At 72.8% G+C, this 17,815-nt stretch carries 13 protein-coding genes; all 13 read left to right on the forward strand.

What is annotated here, in order from left to right; all coding sequences use genetic code 11:
• The first annotated feature begins 29 nt into the window (after positions 1-29).
• Positions 30-965: a TauD/TfdA family dioxygenase gene (locus B9W62_RS11720; RefSeq protein WP_087807121.1), complete on the forward strand. Its 936-nt coding sequence runs from the start codon at positions 30-32 to the stop codon at positions 963-965.
• A 66-nt stretch (positions 966-1,031) separates the two neighbouring features.
• Positions 1,032-2,006: a TauD/TfdA family dioxygenase gene (locus B9W62_RS11725; protein WP_087807122.1), complete on the forward strand. Its 975-nt coding sequence runs from the start codon at positions 1,032-1,034 to the stop codon at positions 2,004-2,006.
• A gap of 72 nt (positions 2,007-2,078) precedes the next feature.
• Positions 2,079-3,035, forward strand: coding sequence for a beta-ketoacyl-ACP synthase III (locus B9W62_RS11730; protein ID WP_087807123.1), 957 nt, complete (start codon positions 2,079-2,081; stop codon positions 3,033-3,035).
• A 64-nt stretch (positions 3,036-3,099) separates the two neighbouring features.
• A complete protein-coding gene (locus tag B9W62_RS11735) occupies positions 3,100-3,348 on the forward strand; it encodes an acyl carrier protein (protein ID WP_087807124.1) in 249 nt (82 codons plus the stop codon).
• Positions 3,349-3,351: 3 nt separating this feature from the next.
• Complete coding sequence (locus tag B9W62_RS11740; RefSeq protein WP_087807125.1) at positions 3,352-4,749, forward strand: condensation domain-containing protein; 1,398 nt, start codon at positions 3,352-3,354, stop codon at positions 4,747-4,749.
• Complete coding sequence (gene sbnA, locus B9W62_RS11745; protein ID WP_087807126.1) at positions 4,746-5,759, forward strand: 2,3-diaminopropionate biosynthesis protein SbnA; 1,014 nt, start codon at positions 4,746-4,748, stop codon at positions 5,757-5,759. Before B9W62_RS11740 ends, sbnA begins: the two co-directional genes overlap by 4 nt.
• Positions 5,753-6,775 (forward strand): 2,3-diaminopropionate biosynthesis protein SbnB, encoded by a 1,023-nt coding sequence (gene sbnB, locus B9W62_RS11750; protein ID WP_087807127.1) that lies wholly within the window; start codon positions 5,753-5,755, stop codon positions 6,773-6,775. Before sbnA ends, sbnB begins: the two co-directional genes overlap by 7 nt.
• Positions 6,776-6,861: 86 nt before the next feature.
• Entirely contained in the window at positions 6,862-11,730 is a 4,869-nt protein-coding gene (locus B9W62_RS11755) for a non-ribosomal peptide synthetase (RefSeq protein ID WP_087807128.1), read from the forward strand.
• 22 nt (positions 11,731-11,752) lie between these two features.
• Complete coding sequence (locus B9W62_RS11760) at positions 11,753-12,670, forward strand: ornithine carbamoyltransferase (protein WP_087807129.1); 918 nt, start codon at positions 11,753-11,755, stop codon at positions 12,668-12,670.
• Complete coding sequence (locus B9W62_RS11765) at positions 12,667-14,067, forward strand: MFS transporter (RefSeq protein ID WP_179235437.1); 1,401 nt, start codon at positions 12,667-12,669, stop codon at positions 14,065-14,067. Before B9W62_RS11760 ends, B9W62_RS11765 begins: the two co-directional genes overlap by 4 nt.
• A complete protein-coding gene (locus tag B9W62_RS11770) occupies positions 14,060-14,830 on the forward strand; it encodes an ABC transporter ATP-binding protein (RefSeq protein ID WP_087807131.1) in 771 nt (256 codons plus the stop codon). The genes B9W62_RS11765 and B9W62_RS11770 overlap by 8 nt, the downstream gene beginning before the upstream one ends.
• Positions 14,827-17,316 carry an ABC transporter permease gene (locus B9W62_RS11775; protein WP_179235438.1) on the forward strand — a complete coding sequence of 830 codons (2,490 nt, stop codon included), beginning with the start codon at positions 14,827-14,829 and terminating at the stop codon, positions 17,314-17,316. The genes B9W62_RS11770 and B9W62_RS11775 overlap by 4 nt, the downstream gene beginning before the upstream one ends.
• Positions 17,317-17,580: 264 nt before the next feature.
• Positions 17,581-17,796, forward strand: coding sequence for an MbtH family protein (locus B9W62_RS11780; RefSeq protein WP_087807132.1), 216 nt, complete (start codon positions 17,581-17,583; stop codon positions 17,794-17,796).
• Positions 17,797-17,815 lie beyond the last annotated feature (19 nt).

Genomic DNA, 17,815 nt, shown 5'->3' on the forward strand with positions numbered 1-17,815 from the left:
ACCGACACGACAGTGAGAGGAGAGGTGACATGGCGAGTACCGCGGCATGGGCACCGACGGAGATCAAGGCGGCCGAGGGCGGCGGCCCCGAGGAGCTGCTGCGGCGGGTGGACGCCCTGGAAGGGGGGCTGACCGGTGCGCTGACGCGGGAGAAGGCGCTGGTGTTCCGCGGTTTCGGCATCACGCCCGACACCCTGGACCCGGTGTTGGACCGGCTGCTGCCGAACCGGCTGGCCTACGTGCACGGCAACTCGCCGCGCACCAAGGTCGGGGGCAACGTGTACACCTCGACGGAGTACCCGCAGGAGTACACCATCTCGATGCACAACGAGATGAGCTACGCCCACGCCTGGCCCGCCCGGCTGGCGTTCTTCTGCCAGATCACCCCCGGCGGAGGCGGCGCCACCCCCGTGCTGGACGCGGCGCTCTGGCTCCGCTCGCTGGACCCCGAGGTCCGGGACGCCTTCGCGGGCGGGGTGCGCTACCTCCAGAACCTGCACGACGGCTACGGCCTCGGCAAGAGCTGGCAGGACACCTTCGAGACGACCGACCGGGCCGAGGTGGAGGCGTTCCTGAAGGGCGCGGGCGCCGAGTGGACCTGGCGGCGCGACGGCAGCCTGCGCGTCGAGTCGCTGCGCCCCGCCACCACCGTCCACCCGGTGACCGGCACCGAGGTCTGGTTCAACCAGTCCGACCAGTGGCACCCGGCCGGCCTCGGTGACGACACCGCGAAGGAACTCGCGCAGATCCTTTCCGAGGACGAGCTGCCGCAGTCGGTGACCTTCGCCGACGGCAGTCCCATCCCCGCCGAGTACGTGGCGCAGATCCGCGACCGGGGCCTGGAGCACGCGGTCGACGTCGACTGGCACGCCGGCGACCTGCTGCTCATCGACAACCTGCTGCTGGCGCACGGCCGGCGCCCCTACACGGGCGACCGCCGGGTGCTGGTCGCGATGTCCGACTGACCGCCCACGGTCCCCGAGCCCGGGCCCTCCCGGTCCCGGACACCGCGACGACCAAGCGAGTTGACCATGACCATCACCTCGGAAGAGACCCCCGCCGGCTGGCTGGGCACCGGAACCGTGCCCGGCCTGGGCCGGCCGAACGCCCCCGGCACCGGCATCCACGCCTACCTCACCGAGCACCGCGCCGAACTGCGCGCGCTGCTCGCCCAGCGCGGCTCGCTGCTCCTGCGCGGCTTCGACGTGGGCGGCGTCGACGGCTTCGACCAGACGGTGCGCGCCTTCTCCGGCACGCCCCCGCTGGCCTACGCCGAACGCTCCTCGCCCCGCTCCACCATCAAGGGCCAGGTCTACACGTCGACGGACTACCCGCCGGCGGAGGAGATCTTCCTGCACAACGAGAACTCGTACCAGGCGGTGTGGCCGCGCACGCTGTACTTCTACTGCGTGGAGCCGCCCACCACGCTGGGCGCGACGCCGCTGGCCGACATCCGGCGGGTGCTGGCCGCGGTCGACCCGCAGGTGCGGGCCGAGTTCGAGGCACGCGGCTGGCAGGTGGTGCGCAACTTCCACACCGGGTTCGGCGTGCCCTGGCAGGAGGCGTTCAACACCTCCGACCGGGACGCCGTGGTCGCGTACTGCGCCGAGCGGCGCATCGAGGCCGAGTGGCGGCCCGACGGAGGGCTGCGCACCACCGCGGTACGGCGCGCGGTGCACCGGCACCCGACGAGCGGCGAGGAGGTGTGGTTCAACCACGCCACGTTCTTCCACACCAGCACGCTGCCCGAGGAGGTCGGCGCGGGTCTGCGCGCGATCTTCGACGACGAAGACCTGCCCACGCACACGTTCTACGGCGACGGCGGCACCATCCCCGACGACGTGCTCGACCACCTGCGCGGCTGCTACCGCGGGGCGTCCGTCCGCTTCGACTGGCAGCGCGACGACGTACTGATCGTCGACAACATGCTCGCCGCGCACGCCCGCGAGCCGTTCACCGGGCCCCGGCGAATCGCCGTGGCCATGGCGGAGCCGTCCGAGTCCTGAGCGTCCGCACCCAGGCACGTCGCGGTCCGCATCACACAAGCCCGTCCACCTGACCCGCAGTTGGGAAGAGAGATGCTCACCACACACGGATCACGCATAGCCGCCCTCGCGGTCTACCGGCCCAGCCGCCTCGTGTCCAACGAGGAACTGTCGCAGCGGACCACCGTCTCCCCGGAGTGGATCGAGAGCCGCACCGGCATCCGGACCCGCCACCACGCGGACGAGCAGGAGACCATCGCCGCGATGGCCGCGGCGGCCGGGGAGAAGGCGGTGGTCGAGGCCGACATCGACCCGGCCGAGGTGGACCTCACCATCGTGGCCAGCGCCACCCGCCGCGTCCGCATGCCCGGGGTGGCGCCCGAGGTCGCCAGCCGCATCGGCCTGCCCAACTCCGGTGCCTACGACCTGAACGCGGTCTGCGCCGGCTTCACCTACTCCCTGGCCATGGCCTCCAACGCGGTACGGCTCGGCGAGGCGCGGCACGCGCTGGTCATCGGCGCCGAGCGGACCAGCGAGTGGATCGACCCGAACGACCCGGACACCTTCGTCATCTTCGGTGACGGCGCCGGCGCCGCCGTGGTGTCCCGCTCCGAGACGGCCGGCATCGGCCCGGCGGTGTGGGGCAGCGACGGGGCGCGGCACGAGGTGCTCGGCATCACGGAGAAGGCCGACGGCCGCGAGTACGTCACCATGAACGGCCCCCTGGTCTACAAGTGGTCGACCGCCACCATGCCGGACGTGGCCCACCGGGCGTGCGCCGCGGCCGGTGTCGCCCTGGAGGACATCGCCTGGTTCGTGCCGCACCAGGCCAACAACCGGATCATCCGCACCCTGACGGACAACCTGGGACTGCCGCAGGACCGCGTCGTCAACGACGTCGTCGACACCGGCAACACCTCGGCGGCCAGCGTGCCGCTGGCGCTCAGCCGCCTCAAGGACAGCGGCCGTGCCACCCCCGGCGACAAGGTCCTGCTGCTCGGTTTCGGCGCCGGCCTGACCTACGCCGGCCAGGTCGTCGACCTGCCCTGACGGCGGCCCGGCGTTCCACGACCCGCCCTTGCGCAAGCCCACTCCACACAGAGAAGGAACGACCATGACCAGAGACGAAATCGTCGTCGAGATCATCAACCTCACCCTGCGCACCGCCCCGGACCTGGAGGCGGGCGAGGTCACCGCCGACGCCAGCTTCGAGAACCTCGGCCTGGACTCCCTGACCCGCATCGACCTGCTGGCGGCCGTCGAAAAAAACTTCGGTCTGTCGGTGCCCGACGACAAGGTCGGTGACCTGCTGAGGGTCAGTGACGTCGCGGACTTCCTCATGGCGTACAAGGCGGGAGTCTGAGCCATGGCCCACACGGACCCCGGGGACGGGACGCTGCCCCTCTCGGTGGGCCAGGAAGGACTGTGGCTGCTGCACAGTCTGGCCCCCGACAGCTCCACCTACCACCTCGCGGGAGGTGTCCGCATGGAGCCGGCGCCCGACCCCGAGATCCTGGCACGGGCCGTCGACGCGGTCACCGAGCGGCACCCCATGCTCCGCTCGGTGTACGCGGACACCGAGCACGGACCGCGCCGCCGGGTCCTGCCGCCCGGCGAGACCGGCCGCCTCACGGTCCGCGACGTGCGCGGAGCCGACGACGAGGAGCTGCGCCGGAGGGTGGACGCGGAGGTCGCCGCGCCGTTCCGCCTGACCGACGAAGGCCCCTTCCGCGCCGTGCTGCTGCGGCGTGCCGAGGACGCCGTGGCCCTCGTCGTCACCCACCACATCGCCACCGACGCCCTTTCCCAGTGGACGCTCTGGCGCGACCTGCTCGCCGCCTACGCGGAGCTCGCCGAGGGCCGGGAGCCGCGACTGGAGCCGCCGGCCACCGACTTCGACCACTTCGTGGCGGCCGAGCGCACCCTGCTGGACTCCTCGCGCGGCGCCCTCCAGGCCGACTTCTGGCGGGCGCAGTGCGCCGGCTCGCAGGCCGCCGAACTGCCCACCGACCGGCCCCGTCCCGACGTACCGGCGAGCAAGGGCACGAGCCTGGTGCGCAGGCTGCCCGACGCGCTGGCGGAGGGCATCCGGCGCACCGCGGCCGACCGTGAGGTCTCCCAGTTCGCGGTGGCGCTCGGCGCGCTCCAGGGCCTGGTGAACCGCTGGACGGGCATGCGGGACTTCCTCGTCGCCTGCCCGGCGTCGGTGCGCCGCTCCGCGGCCCGCGAGGTCGTCGGCTACTACGTCAACCCGGTGCTGGTGCGCGCGGAGATCAGCGGGGACGCCACGCTGGGCGAGGTCGTCGACCGTGCCGCGGAGCGGATCCGGCAGGCCACCGCACGCGCCTCCTATCCGTTCCCGCTGGTCGCCCGGAACGCGGGTGACGGCGGGCCGCTGTACCGGATCGCCATGACGATGGTCTCCACCGAGCGTTTCGACGGCGGCATGGAGGCCGCCGCCGCCGGAGTGCCGATGCGGGTGGGCGGCCTCACCGTCACCTATCTGGAGATCCCGCACTTGGAGGGCCAGTGCGACGTGTCGCTGGAGGTCACCCGTGACGCCCGGGGCCTCACGATCGCCCTGCGCTACGACACGGCCCTGTTCGAACGGGCTACCATGGAGCGGCTGTTCGACCAGTACGTACGGTTCCTCACGGCCGCCGTCGACGACGCGGACCGCCCCCTGGGCCGCATCCGGCTCACCGACGGCGACGACAAGCGGGCCCTGCTCGCCCTCGGCGGCCACCCCGGTGCCGCCTCATGAGCGCTCCCGTGCTCAACGGCATCCTCGACGGCGTCGGCGACACGCCTCTGGTGGAACTCACCGGCCTGCTGCCCCGGTTCGGCTCCCGCGTCTTCGCCAAACTGGAGGCGTTCAACCCCGGAGGCAGTGTCAAGGACCGGTCCGCGCTCTCCATGCTGCTGGGCCGCATCCGCGGCGGTGACCTGGTGCCGGGCCGCTCCACGGTGGTGGAGTCCAGCTCCGGCAACCTCGCCATCGGCATGGCGCAGATCTGCCGCTACTTCGGCATCGACTTCATCTGCGTCGTCGACCCGAAGACCACCGAGCAGAATCTGGCGATCCTGCGGGCCTACGGCGTCACCGTCGACCTGGTCACCGAGGTCGACCCCGAGACGCGCGCCTACCTGCCGGCACGCATCAAGCGGGTACGGGAACTCGTCGCGACCGTCCCCGGCGCCTACTGGCCCAACCAGTACGCCAATCCCCTCAACCCGCTGGCGCACGAGCGGACCATGCGGGAGATCGCCGAGGCCCTGGACGGCCGCGTCGACTACCTCTTCTGCTCCACGGGCACCGGCGGCACCCTCACCGGCTGCGCCCGCTACATCCGCGAACACCGCCTGCCCACCACCCTGGTGGGCGTGGACGCACTGGGCAGCGTGCTGTTCGGCGGGGCGTCCGGGCCGCGGCTGCTGCCCGGTCACGGGGCAGCCGTGCGGCCCGCCCTCTTCGACCCGACGCTGGCCGACGAGGTGGTGCACGTCTCCGACCTGGACTGCGTGGTCGGCTGCCGCACCCTCACCAACCGCGAGGCCATCCTCGCCGGCGGCTCCTCGGGCGCGGTCACCGCCGCGCTCGGCAAGTTCGCGGCCCGCATCCCGGCCGGCCGCAACGTCGTGCTGGTCTTCCCCGACCGGGGCGACCGGTACCTCGACTCGATCTACTCCGACGACTGGGTGCGCGCCCACTTCGGAGAGGTCTCCCATCTGTGGCAGGAACCCGATCTCTACATGGCGGTGGGCGCATGCTGATCATCAAACACGGGCAAGTGGCCGGGCTCCTGACCGGACGCGAGAAGGAGATCGTCGACCTCGTCGCCGATGCCTACGAGCGCCACGACGAGGGGCGCACCGTACTGCCGCACTCCGTCTTCCTGCGCTTTCCCGACCGGCCCCGCGACCGCATCATCGGCCTCCCCGGCTATCTCGGCACCGCGGCCGGCGACACGGCACCGGGCGGTGAGGTCGCCGGCATGAAGTGGATCTCGTCCTTCCCGGGCAACGTCGCGGGCGGCCACGAGCGCGCCAGCGCCGCGATCCTGCTGAACTCCCTGGAGACCGGGCACCCCGAGGCCCTGATCGAGGGTTCCCTCATCTCCGCCCGGCGCACCGCCGCCTCCGCCGCCCTCGCCTCGCGGCTCCTGCTCGACGGGCGCCGGCCCACCGGCGTCACCCTCGTCGGCACCGGCGTCATCAACCGCGAGGTGCTGCGCTTCCTCGCGGTCGTCCACCCGCACCTCGACTCGCTCGCCGTGTACGACGCGGACCCGGCGCGCGCCGCCCGCTTCACCGCCGATCACGCCCGGCTGCTGCCCGGCGCCCGGGTACGGCACTGCGACAGCCTCGACGAGGCGCTGGCCGCACACGACCTGGTGTCCTTCGCGACCACCGCCGCCACCCCGCACACCGGTCTCGACGCCTGCCCGCCCGGCACCGTCGTCCTGCACGTCTCGCTGCGGGACCTGACCGTGCCCGCGGTCCTCGGCTCGCACAACGTCGTCGACGACCCCGACCACGTGTGCCGCGAGAAGACCTCACCGCACCTGGCCGAGGAGCACACCGGCGGCCGGGACTTCATCCACGCCTCCATCGGCGCGCTGCTGAAGGGCACCGCCGCACCCGTGCCCCGGGACGGCAGGCCGGTGGTGTTCTCCCCGTTCGGCCTGGGCGTGCTGGACCTGGCGCTGGCCCGCTTCGTCCGCGACGAAGCACGCGCGCGCGGCACCGGCACCTTCGTCGAGGGCTTCCTGCCCGGTCGTACGCCGTAGCGCGCCGTACGCCGTAGGGACGGTCCTGACGGAGGGGCCGTCCCCGCACCGCAGACCCGCACCTGATCAACACCTCTGGAGAAGAGATGTCTGTCCCGCTGCACGAACTGATCTCCCGTCAAGCCGCCCGTACCCCCCACGCCATCGCGGTCGACGACGCACAGGGGACGCTGACGTACGAGCAGCTGGACCGGCACGCGAACCACGTCGCGCGGCTGCTGAGGGACCGGGGCGTCGTCCCGGAGGACCGGGTCGCGGTCAGTCTCCCCCGCCGGCGCGACCTGCCCGCCGTACTCCTCGGCGTGTGGAAGGCGGGCGCCGCCTACGTCCCGCTGGACACCGCCCACCCCGCGGAGCGGACCGCGTGGATGGTCGAGGACAGCGGCGCCCGGCTGGTCCTGGCGGCGCGCGGCACGGCGCCCGCGGGGCTGGACGACAGCGCCGTGCTGCTCCTGGACGCCCGGGAGACGGGTCTCGACGCCCAGCCGGACACCGCTCCGGAGCCACCCGCCGCCGACCCCGCGAACGCCGCCTACCTCACCTACACGTCCGGCTCCACCGGCCGCCCCAAGGGGGTGCTGGTGGAGCACGCCGGCATCGCCAACCGGGTGTCCTGGACGGTGACGCGGCAGGGGCTCGGCGCGGACGACCGGATGGTGATGAAGACGGTCCTCACCTTCGACGCCGCCGCCCTGGAGCTGTTCGCGCCGCTCGTCGCGGGCGGCACCGTGGTGATGGCGCCGCCGGGCGCCGAGTCCGACCCGGCGCTGCTGGTGCGCACCCTCGCCGAGCAGCGCGTCACCGTGTTGCAGGGCGTCCCGTCGGTGCTGCGGCTGCTCACCGACGACCCCGGCTGGGCCCAGTGCACCGGGCTGCGGATGGTGTTCTCGGCGGGCGAGGCCCTCGACGCCGAGCTGTGCCGCCGCCTGAGCGAGCCGACCGGCGCCACGGTGTGGAACACGTACGGGCCCACCGAGTGCTCCGTCGACGTCACCGCCCAGGAGTTCGACCCGGCGCTCCACACGGAGGCCGTGCCCATCGGCCGTCCCCTCGACGGACTGCGCGTCTACGTGCTGGACGAGGACTTCGACCCCGTGCCCATCGGCGTCGTCGGCGAGGTGTACGCCGCCGGCACCGGCCTCGCCCGCGGCTACGCCGGGCGCCCGGCGCAGACCGCGGAGCGCTTCCTGCCCGACCCGCACGGCGGCGACGGCGGCCGCATGTACCGCACCGGCGACCTGGCCCGCTGGCGCTCCGACGGCAGCCTCGCCTACCTGGGCCGCGTCGACCACCAGGTGAAGGTCAACGGCGTCCGCATCGAACCGGCCGAGGTCGAGGCCGCTCTCCACGCCCACCCCGATGTGCGCGGGGCCGTCGTCGGGGCGTACACCGCCGCCACGGGCACCCGGCTCGTGGCCCACCTGGTGGCGGGCCGCCGCATCCCGCGCGACGAACTGCGCGGCTTCCTGCGGCGCCGGCTGCCCGAGCCGATGATCCCCGCCCAGTTCGTGCCCATGGACGCCTTCCCGCTGACGGCCAACGGCAAGGTGGACCGGTCCGCCCTGCCCGACCCGACGGCCCGGGAGACCGCCGCGCCCGGGGACGCACCCGCGTCGGTGGCGCCCCGCACCCCCGCGGAACGGCTCGTCGCCGACGTGTGGGAGCAGCTTCTCCAGGTGGAGGACGTCGGCGTGCACGACGACTTCTTCGCGCTCGGCGGCTCCTCCCTCGTCCTGACCCGCCTCGCCGTCGCCCTCACCAAGGCGTCCGGCGACGACGTCCAGCTGCGCGGTCTGTTCGGCGCGTCCACCGTGGAGGCGCAGGCCCGCCTCATCGAGGAGTCCCGGCCCTCCGTGCCCGAGGTGGTGCCGGTGGACCGCGGTGTGCCGCTGCCGCTCTCCTTCGGCCAGCACCGCCTGTGGTTCCTGGACCGCATGCACCCCGGCAGCCCCGAGTGGGTCGCCCCGCTGTTCCTGCGGCTGCCCGCCGGGACCACCGAGGCCACCGTCCGCACCGCCCTCGACACCCTGGAGCAGCGCCACGAGGCCCTGCGCACCCGCTACGTCCTCCAGGGCGAGGAACCCCGCCAGGTCGTCGTCGACGCACGGCCCGTCGAACTCCGCGTCGAGGACGCCGGCGAGGGCCAGCTGGAGCGGCTCTTCGACGAACAGTTCCGCCGCGGCTTCGACCTGACCGACGGACCGCTGTGGCGCGCCATGCTGGTGCGGGTCCCGCTCGGCGGCCCCGTCCTGCTCGTCACCGTCCACCACATCGCCAGCGACGGCTGGTCGACGGTCGTGCTGGAGCGGGAGATCCGCGAGCTGTGCGCCGCGGCCGCGCGGAACCGCCCGCACGCGCTGCCCGCACCCGTCGTGCAGTACGGCGACTACGCGGCCTGGCAGGCGGCCCGTTCCGACGACGCCGTCCTGGACCGCGAACTCGACTACTGGAAGTCCGCACTGCGCGGCATGCCCGAACTCCAGCTGCGCACGGACCGGCCCCGCCCGGCCAACCGCGACGGACACGGCCAGGGCGTACGGTTCTCCGTGCCCGCCGGTCTCGCGGACGCCCTCAGCGGCATCGGCCGGCAGCACGGGGCCACTCCGTACGCCGCCCTGCTCGCCGCGTTCGCGGCGCTGCTGGCCCGCTACAGCGGTCAGGACGACTTCGGCGTCGGCAGCCCGGTGACCGGCCGGCTGCGCCCGGAGACCCAGGACACCGTGGGCTTCTTCCTGAACTCCCTCGTGCTGCGCTGCGACCTGACCGGCGACCCGACCTTCGCCGAACTGCTCGCCCGCACCAAGGACACCGTGCTCTCCGGCTTCGCCCACCAGGAACTGCCCTTCGAGCGGCTGGTGGACGAGCTCCAGCCGGTCCGGGACCTGTCCCGCACCCCGCTCTACCAGGTGGCCTTCGACCTCCAGGACGAGGGCGCGACCATGGTGGCCGCCGACGGTGTCCTCATGGACGCCTTCCAGGGGGCCTGGCGGGTGGCCAAGACCGACCTCACCCTGTTCGTCTGGCGGCACTCCGACGGGTCCCTCACCGGGGCCTTCGAGTACGCGACCTCGCTCTTCGAGCACACGACGGTGGAACGCATGGCCGACCACTTCGTCCGCCTCGTCCAGGCCGTCGTCGACGCCCCGGGCACCCCGCTCTCCGCGATCGACCTCACCACCGTCCACGAACACCGGCTGCTCCGCCTCTGGAACGACACCGGGGTGGCGGTGCCGCAGCGGTCCGTGCCGGAGCTGATCGCCGAGCAGGTCGAGCGGCACCCGGACGCGGTGGCCGTGGAATCGGACGGCACCACGGTGACGTACGTCGAACTGGACGCCCGCGCGAACCGTCTCGCCCACCGGCTGCGTGAAACCGGCGTGGGACCCGAGTCGTCAGTGGCGGTCCTGCTGGACCGCTCGGCCGACCTGATCGTGGGCCTGCTGGCGGTGTGGCGAGCGGGAGCGGGTTACGTGCCCATGGACCCCGTACTGCCCGCAGGCCGGATCACGTCCATGGTCACGGACGCCGGCGTGCAGACGGCGGTCACCTCCGCCGCATACGCCGACCGGTTCGACGTACCCGTCGTACGGGTCGAGGACGACCTCTCGCACCTGCCCCAGTCGGCCCCCGACGTGCCAGTGGACCTGGACACGGTCGCCTACACCGTGTTCACCTCCGGCTCCACAGGCCGACCCAAGGGCGTCCAGGTCACCCACCGCAACCTGATCAACCACATCGACTGGGCCGTACGCGAACTGTCCTCCGCAGGCACCGGCGGCGCACCCGTCTTCTCCTCCGTCGCCTTCGACCTCGTCGTCCCCAACCTCTGGGCACCCCTCGCCGCCGGACAACGCACCTGGCTCCACCACGGCGAACTCACCGAACTGGGCTCCGCACTGACAGACGCAGGCCCCTTCTCCTTCATCAAACTCACCCCCGGCCACCTCGACATCCTCTCCGGCCAGCTCACGGACGACGAGATCACCACCCTCGCCGGCAAGATCGTCGTCGCCGGAGAAGCACTCCCCGGCACCCTCGTCGAACGCTGGCGCCAGACCCTCGGCGACGAAAAGGTCCTCAACGAATACGGACCCACCGAGACCACCGTCGGCACCTGCGTCTTCCCGCTCCTGGAAGCCTTCGACGGCGTCGTGCCCATCGGCCGGCCCCTGCCCAACATGACCATGCACATCCTCGACACCCACCTCCGTCCGGTGCCGGTGGGCGCGGTCGGTGAGCTGTTCGTCGGCGGCGCGGGCGTGGCCCGGGGCTATGCCGGGGACTCGGCCCGCACGGCGAGCCGCTTCCTTCCCGACCCGTACGGCCCCGCGGGCAGCCGGATGTACCGCACCGGGGACCTCGCCCGCTGGCGCCACGACGGAGCCGTCGAGTTCCTCGGCCGCATCGACGACCAGGTCAAGATCCGCGGCTACCGCATCGAACTCGGCGAAGTACGCGCCGCACTCGTCGCCCAACCCGGCATCACCGACGCCGCCGTCATCGTCTCCGAGCAGGACCAGCGCCTGATCGCCTACATCGTCGGCGAGACACCCGACCTCACCGACGCCCTGCCCGAGTACATGATCCCGTCCGTCTTCGTCCAGGTGGACGCGATCCCCCTGACGGCCAACGGCAAGCTCGACCGCCGCGCCCTGCCCGACCCCGACGACACCGCCACCGACACTTACGTCGCCCCTCGCACTCCCGCCGAAGAACGCATCGCCGCGATCTGGGCCGATCTGCTCGGCAAGACCGCCGGCGTGCACGACGGCTTCTTCGACGTCGGAGGGCATTCGATCCTTGCCGTACGCCTGGTCTCGCGGTTGCAGCAGGACTTCGACCTCGACCTGCCGATCCGGGTCGTCTTCGAGCAGCCGACCATCGCGCAGATCGCCGTGGAGATCGAGGACCGCGTCCGGGCCGAGATCGACGCGCAGCTCGCCGAATCCCACTGACCGAGGAACGAAGGACGTCCGCATGCGTCACCTCATCTCACTGACCGATCTGACCGACGACGATCTGCGCACGCTGGTCGCCCGCGGGGCGGAGTTCGCCGCCGGGGCGGTCGCCGATCCGCTGCGGGGCGAGGTGGTCGGCGTCTACTTCCGGCGCACCTCGACCCGCACCCGTACCGCCTTCACCACGGGGGCGCTGCGGCTCGGCGCGCAGACGGTGACCTTCGGGCCCGCCGACCTCCAGCTGAACACCGGGGAGACCACCGAGGACACCGGCCGGGTGCTCTCCGGCATGCTGGACATGCTGGTGGCCAGGACGTCGGACGCGACGGCGGAACTGCGCACCTGGGCGGCGGCCGGGCCGATGTCGGTGGTGAACGCGATGACCGCCGAGGAGCACCCGACGCAGGGGCTCACCGATCTCACCACCCTGTACTGTCACTTCGGCCGCGTCGAGGGTCTGCGGGTGCTGTACGTGGGCGAGGGCAACAACAGTGCCGCCGCGCTCGCGCTGGCCCTGACCCGCTTCCCGGGCACCGAACTGGAGCTGCGCACCCCGCCCGGGTACGGTCTGGCGGCGGACGTCCTGGCCACCGCCGGCGAGCAGGCGGCGCGCAGCGGGGCGAAGCTGTCCGAGCAGCACGACATGACGGCCCTGCCCACCGGGTTCGACGTCGTGTACACCACCCGCTGGCAGACCACCGGAACCAGCAAGCCGGACGCCGACTGGCGCACGGTGTTCGCCCCGTTCCAGGTGTCCGGCGCCCTGTGGGAGAGCAGCCCGGACGCGGTGTTCCTCCACGACCTGCCGGCGCACCGGGGCGAGGAGGTCACCGCGGAGGTGCTGGACGGTCCGGCGAGCCTGGCGTTCACCCAGGCCACGCACAAGCTGCACAGCGCGATGGCGGTCCTCGAATGGTGCCGGGCCGTCCGTTCATGAGACGACTGCGCAAAGACCGCCCCGCCGGAGGGGGCAGGCACAAGCTGCCGTCGCTGCGCAGCTACCGGGACTTCCGGCTGCTGTGGACCGGTTCGGCGATGTCGGTGATGGCGGAGCGGTGCTCCGGGATGGCCTTCACCCTGCTGGTGCTCTGGCACACCAGGTCGGGGAGCGCGGCGGGCGTCGTCGGGTTCGCGGGTCTGCTGCCGGCGCTGCTCGTGCAGTTGCCGGCCGGGGTCCTGGTGGACCGGTTGAACCGGCGGCGCGTCATGATGACGTGCGTCGTGGTGCGGATGGTCGCGGTGGCGACGGTCGCCGTCTCCCTGCTGGGAGACACGGTGTGGGTGTGGCACATCGCCCTGGTGGCGTTCGTGCAGAGCAGCATGACCGTCTTCTACCAGCTGTCGGAACGGGCCATGGTGCGCAACGTGGTGCCGTCGCGGCAGCTGGGCGCGGCGATGGCCACCAATGAGGCGCGTTCCCGCGGCGTCAACTTCGTCGGGCACCCCGCGAGCGGGGCGATGTTCGGTCTGTCGGCGTGGGTGCCGTTCCTGACCAGCGTGACGCTCTACGTGGGTTCGCTGGTGACGCTGGTGAAGCTGCGGGGCGAGCGGCAGCCGCCCCGCCGGCCGGGTGCCCGGCGCCGGATGCGGCCCGAGGTCGCGGCCGGGCTCAAGTGGGTATGGGGGCGGGCCTACTTCAGGGCGGCGCTGCTGATCATCTCGGTCAGCAACCTGGTGTTCCAGGGGCTGATCCTGACCGTGGCCGTGGTGATCAGGGAGGACGGCGGAGCCGCCGGCACCATCGGGCTGATCATGGCGGGGGGCGGGATGGGCGGCCTGTGCGGGGCGCTGTCCGGCGGCTGGCTGAACCGGCGGCTGGCCATGCGGCAGATCATGGTCCTCGCGCACACCGCGTGGGCCGTGGTCATGCCCACAGCGGTGTTTTTCCGGCAAGCACTGGCACTTGGCGCATTGTTCTTCATAACGTCGTTTATAGGAGCCACTGTTACGGTCTCCGGCATGTCTTACCAGGTGCGCATCACACCCAACGACATGCAGGGGCGGGTGGGCAGTGTCGTCATGCTCCTGGTGTCCGGGGCGAGTTCGCTCGGCGCGCTCGGTACGGGATACCTGCTGGAGGCGGTCGGCAGCCGCCACACCGTCGTGGTGCTGTCGGCGGTGATGGCGGTGCTGGCCCTGGTGGCCGCCGTCGTGTTCAGCAGGCCCGGCGCGGCCCTCGAGGACCGCGCGGACAGCATGGAACCACTCGGCGCGGGCCACTCCCCGTCGGAGCCGGCGGCGCTGCCGGCCCCGGACGCGCCCGCGCCGGCCTCCGTCCCGGACGGGACGCCGGCCGATCCCCTCAATCACGAAGCGCGGAGAACCGATGGATGACGCAGTGCGGCTGGAGTCGCTCACCAAGACCTACGGGTCCGGCGACAGTGCCGTGAGCGCCTTGCGCGACACCAGCCTGTCCTTCTCCCGGGGCAGCTTCACCGCGATCATGGGGCCCTCCGGGTCCGGCAAGTCCACCCTGCTCCAGTGCGCGGCCGGGCTCGACCGGCCCACCTCGGGCCGGGTGTTCATCGACGGCCAGGACACCTCGGGTCTGAACGAGACCCGGCTCACCGAACTCCGCCGCGCCTCCACCGGGTTCATCTTCCAGTCCTTCAACCTGCTGCCCTCGCTGACGGCCGAGCAGAACGTGGCGCTGCCGATGCGGCTGGCGGGGCGCAGGCCCCCGCGCGGCGCGGTCCGGCAGGCGCTGGCCCAGGTCGGCCTGGAGAAGAAGGCCGGCAGCCGGCCCAGCCAGCTGTCGGGCGGCCAGCAGCAGCGGGTGGCCATCGCGCGTGCCCTGGTGGCCCGGCCCGCCGTGCTCTTCGCGGACGAGCCGACCGGCGCCCTCGACCTGTCCACGGGACGTGAACTCCTCGCCACCCTGCGCGCGCTGGCCGGACCGGGCGGCGCCGCCCCGGACGCCCCGGGCGGCGCGGGCCGGGTGACCACCACCATCGTGATGGTCACCCACGACCCGAACGTCGCCGCCTACGCGGACCGCGTCCTGTTCCTCGCCGACGGCGGTCTCGTCGGCGAGCTGGTCCAGCCGACCGCCGAGGACATCGCCGCGCGCATGACGCACCTGGGGGTGTCGTCGTGATCCGGGTGGCCTTCCAGACCCTGCGAGCGCGCTGGGTCTCCTTCCTCGGCACGGTGGTCGCCCTGGTCCTGGGGGTGGCGCAGGTCGCGGCCATGGGGCTGCTGGTGACGACGGCGTTCGACCTGCCCGACCGTCCGGTGGAGCGCTTCGCCGGCGCCGGCACCGTCGTACGCCCGCAGTCGGACGGCTGGGACCCGGCCCACCACGACCTCGGCGTCCGCTCCCCCGAGGCGGCCCGCGGCCTGAGCACCGAGCTGCGCGACCGCGTCGCCGCGACCGGCGAGACCGTGGTCGACCGCGCCTTCTACGCACAGCTGCGCGGCGGCCCCGAGGACCAGGTCGGACACCCCTGGCCGGTGGCCCGCTTCGGCGGCTACCGCCTCACCGACGGTGCCGCGCCGACGTCGGACGGGCAGGTCGTGGTCCCCTCCGACCAGGCCCGCACCGGTGACGAGGTGACCGTACTGACGGCGTCCACCGTGCGGACGTACACCGTCAGCGGCACCGTCGGCCCCGTCGGCTACGAGGACGCCGTCTTCTTCTCCGAGGCGGAGGCCGCGCGGCTCTCCCCGCGGATCGACTCGCTGGTCGCACTCGGCTCCGCGGACGCGGTCCGGGAGGCCGTCGGCGAGCGGGCCGACGTCCTCACCGGCCAGGACCGGCACAAGGCGGACGCCAGCGAGGCCGAGGACCGCGAGACCCTGGACAACACGATCACGCTGGTGCCGGTGATGGCGAGCGTCGCCGGGACCACCGCGATCTTCGTGGTGGCGTCCACCTTCGCCTTCGCGGTCGTCCAGCGCCGCAGGGAGGTCGCCCTGCTCCGCGCGATCGGCGCCACCCCGAAGCAGGTGCGGAAGATGGTCCGCAACGAGGCCCTCCTGGTCGGCGGCCTCGCCGCCGCCGTGGGCACGGTCCTCGGCCTGTTCGGGGCTCAGCTCCTCGCCGACATGCTGATCTCCATGGGTGTGTCGCCCGACTGGTTCACCGTCACCCCGTCCCTGCACTGGACCGTGCTCGCGCCGCTGGCCGCCGCCTTCCTGGTGGGGCTGCTGGTGTCGGTCGGCGGTGCGGCCGCGGCGGCCCGCCGGGCCGGCTCCGTCCAGCCCGTCGAAGCGCTGCGGGAGGCCGCCGTGGACGACACGGGCGTCACCCCCGGCCGCGCCCTGCTCGGTGCCGTGGCCCTGCTCGGCGGCGTCGGCTGGACCGCCTGGATCGCCACCGGCTCCCCGGTGACGGTCCTCTCGCCCACGGTGTACGTGGTCTCGCTGATGGTGCCGGTACTGGCGGCGGCCGTCCTCGCCCCGATGGCCGTCGGTCCGCTGGCCCGGCTGCTGATGTGGCCGTGGCGGCGGGCGACCGGCCCCACCGCGATGCTGGTCCGGCAGAGCGCGCTGACCGCCCGCCGCCGGACCGCGGCGACGGCCGCGCCGGTGCTGCTCACCGTAGGCCTCGCCTTCTCCCTGCTCGCCGCCACCGACTCGCTGGGCGCGGCCCGGGACAGCGGCCTCCAGAACCGGATCGTCTCCGACTACGCCCTCGCCCCCGACGACACGCCCGGCATCAGCACCGAGGTGGTCGACCGGGTCGCCGAGGTGCCCGGCGTGAAGATCGCCGCGCCGCTGCTCACCACGGTCTACTGGAAGGACGAGGACCGCTACGACGAGAACGACGGCCTGGTCGTCGACCCCGAGGCGCTGAAGCGGACCATGGACCTGAAGGTCGTCGAGGGCTCCCTCGACGACCTCGACGAGAACAGCATGGCCGTCGCCGACCTGTGGCACATGGACCTCGGCTCCACCCAGACCGTGCTGATGGCCGACGGCAGCACCCAGAAGCTGAAGGTGGCCGCCGTGTACGAGGCGCTGCGCGGGGAGGACGTGGCCTACCTGCCGCCGCGGTTCGCCGACACCGCGCTGTTCGCACGCGACGGCCTGGCCCGGCGCGCGTACATCACGCTGGACGAGGGCACCGACCGGGCGCCCGCGACCGCGGCCATCCGCGAAGCGGTCGAGGGCAGCGGCGCGACCTTCATGTCCCGGGACGAACTGGTCGCCTCCGAGGCCGCCTACGCCCGGCACCTGAACGAGGTCCGGCAGCGCTCCACCGCGGTGATCATCATGATGTTCTGCTTCATCGCCATCCTCAACACGCTGCTGATGGCCACCGCGGACCGCCGGCGCGACCTCGCGGTCCTGCGGGCCGCGGGCGCCACGCCCCGGCAGGTGCTGCGGTTCTTCGTCGCCGAGTCGCTTCTCGTGTCCGCGATCGGTGTGGTGCTGGCGCTGGCCGCGACCGCCGTCAACCTGGCCGGACTGTGGGGAGCCCTGCTCCAGCTCTTCGGCACCACGCCGATCGTCGTTCCCTTCGCGATCGTCGCGGGCGTCGCGGTGGTCTCCACCCTGCTGGCGCTGCTCGGCACCGTCCTGCCCGTCGGTGCGGCGCTGCGGGCCCGCGCCGTGCAGCTGATCGGAGACCGCGAGTAGGACACCCGGCACGTCCGGTACACACCCGGTACTGCCTGCCCGCACCACCCCGGACCACACGGCCCGGTCCCGGACCCCCGCCGGGACCGGGCCGTGTGCCGTCTTCGTGCCGTCTTCCGGGGCCTGGGACGTTCTCCTGGCCTCCGGCCGTCCTCCCGGGCGCGGGCCGTCCCGCCCGCCGGGACAAAAGAGAGCCGATAAGAGTCCCGGTATAGGTCGGCGTCGGACGCTGGGCGAGCATCCGACCACCGAAGGGACACCGTCATGGCTGACGAGCAGACCGACCACCGCACCTACCGGGTCGTCCTGAACGACGAGGAGCAGTACTCGATCTGGGACGCGGGCCGGGAACTGCCGGACGGCTGGCGCACCGAGGGCACCGAGGGCTCCCGCCAGGACTGCCTCCAGCGGATCGAGGAGGTCTGGACGGACCTGCGGCCGGCCAGTCTGCGCCGGCGTATGGAGCAGGCCGGCGCCTGAGCGCGCCGCACAGCACCCA

The sequence above is a fragment of the Streptomyces sp. CS113 genome (assembly GCF_002188365.1).
Lineage (GTDB): Bacteria > Actinomycetota > Actinomycetes > Streptomycetales > Streptomycetaceae > Streptomyces > Streptomyces tendae.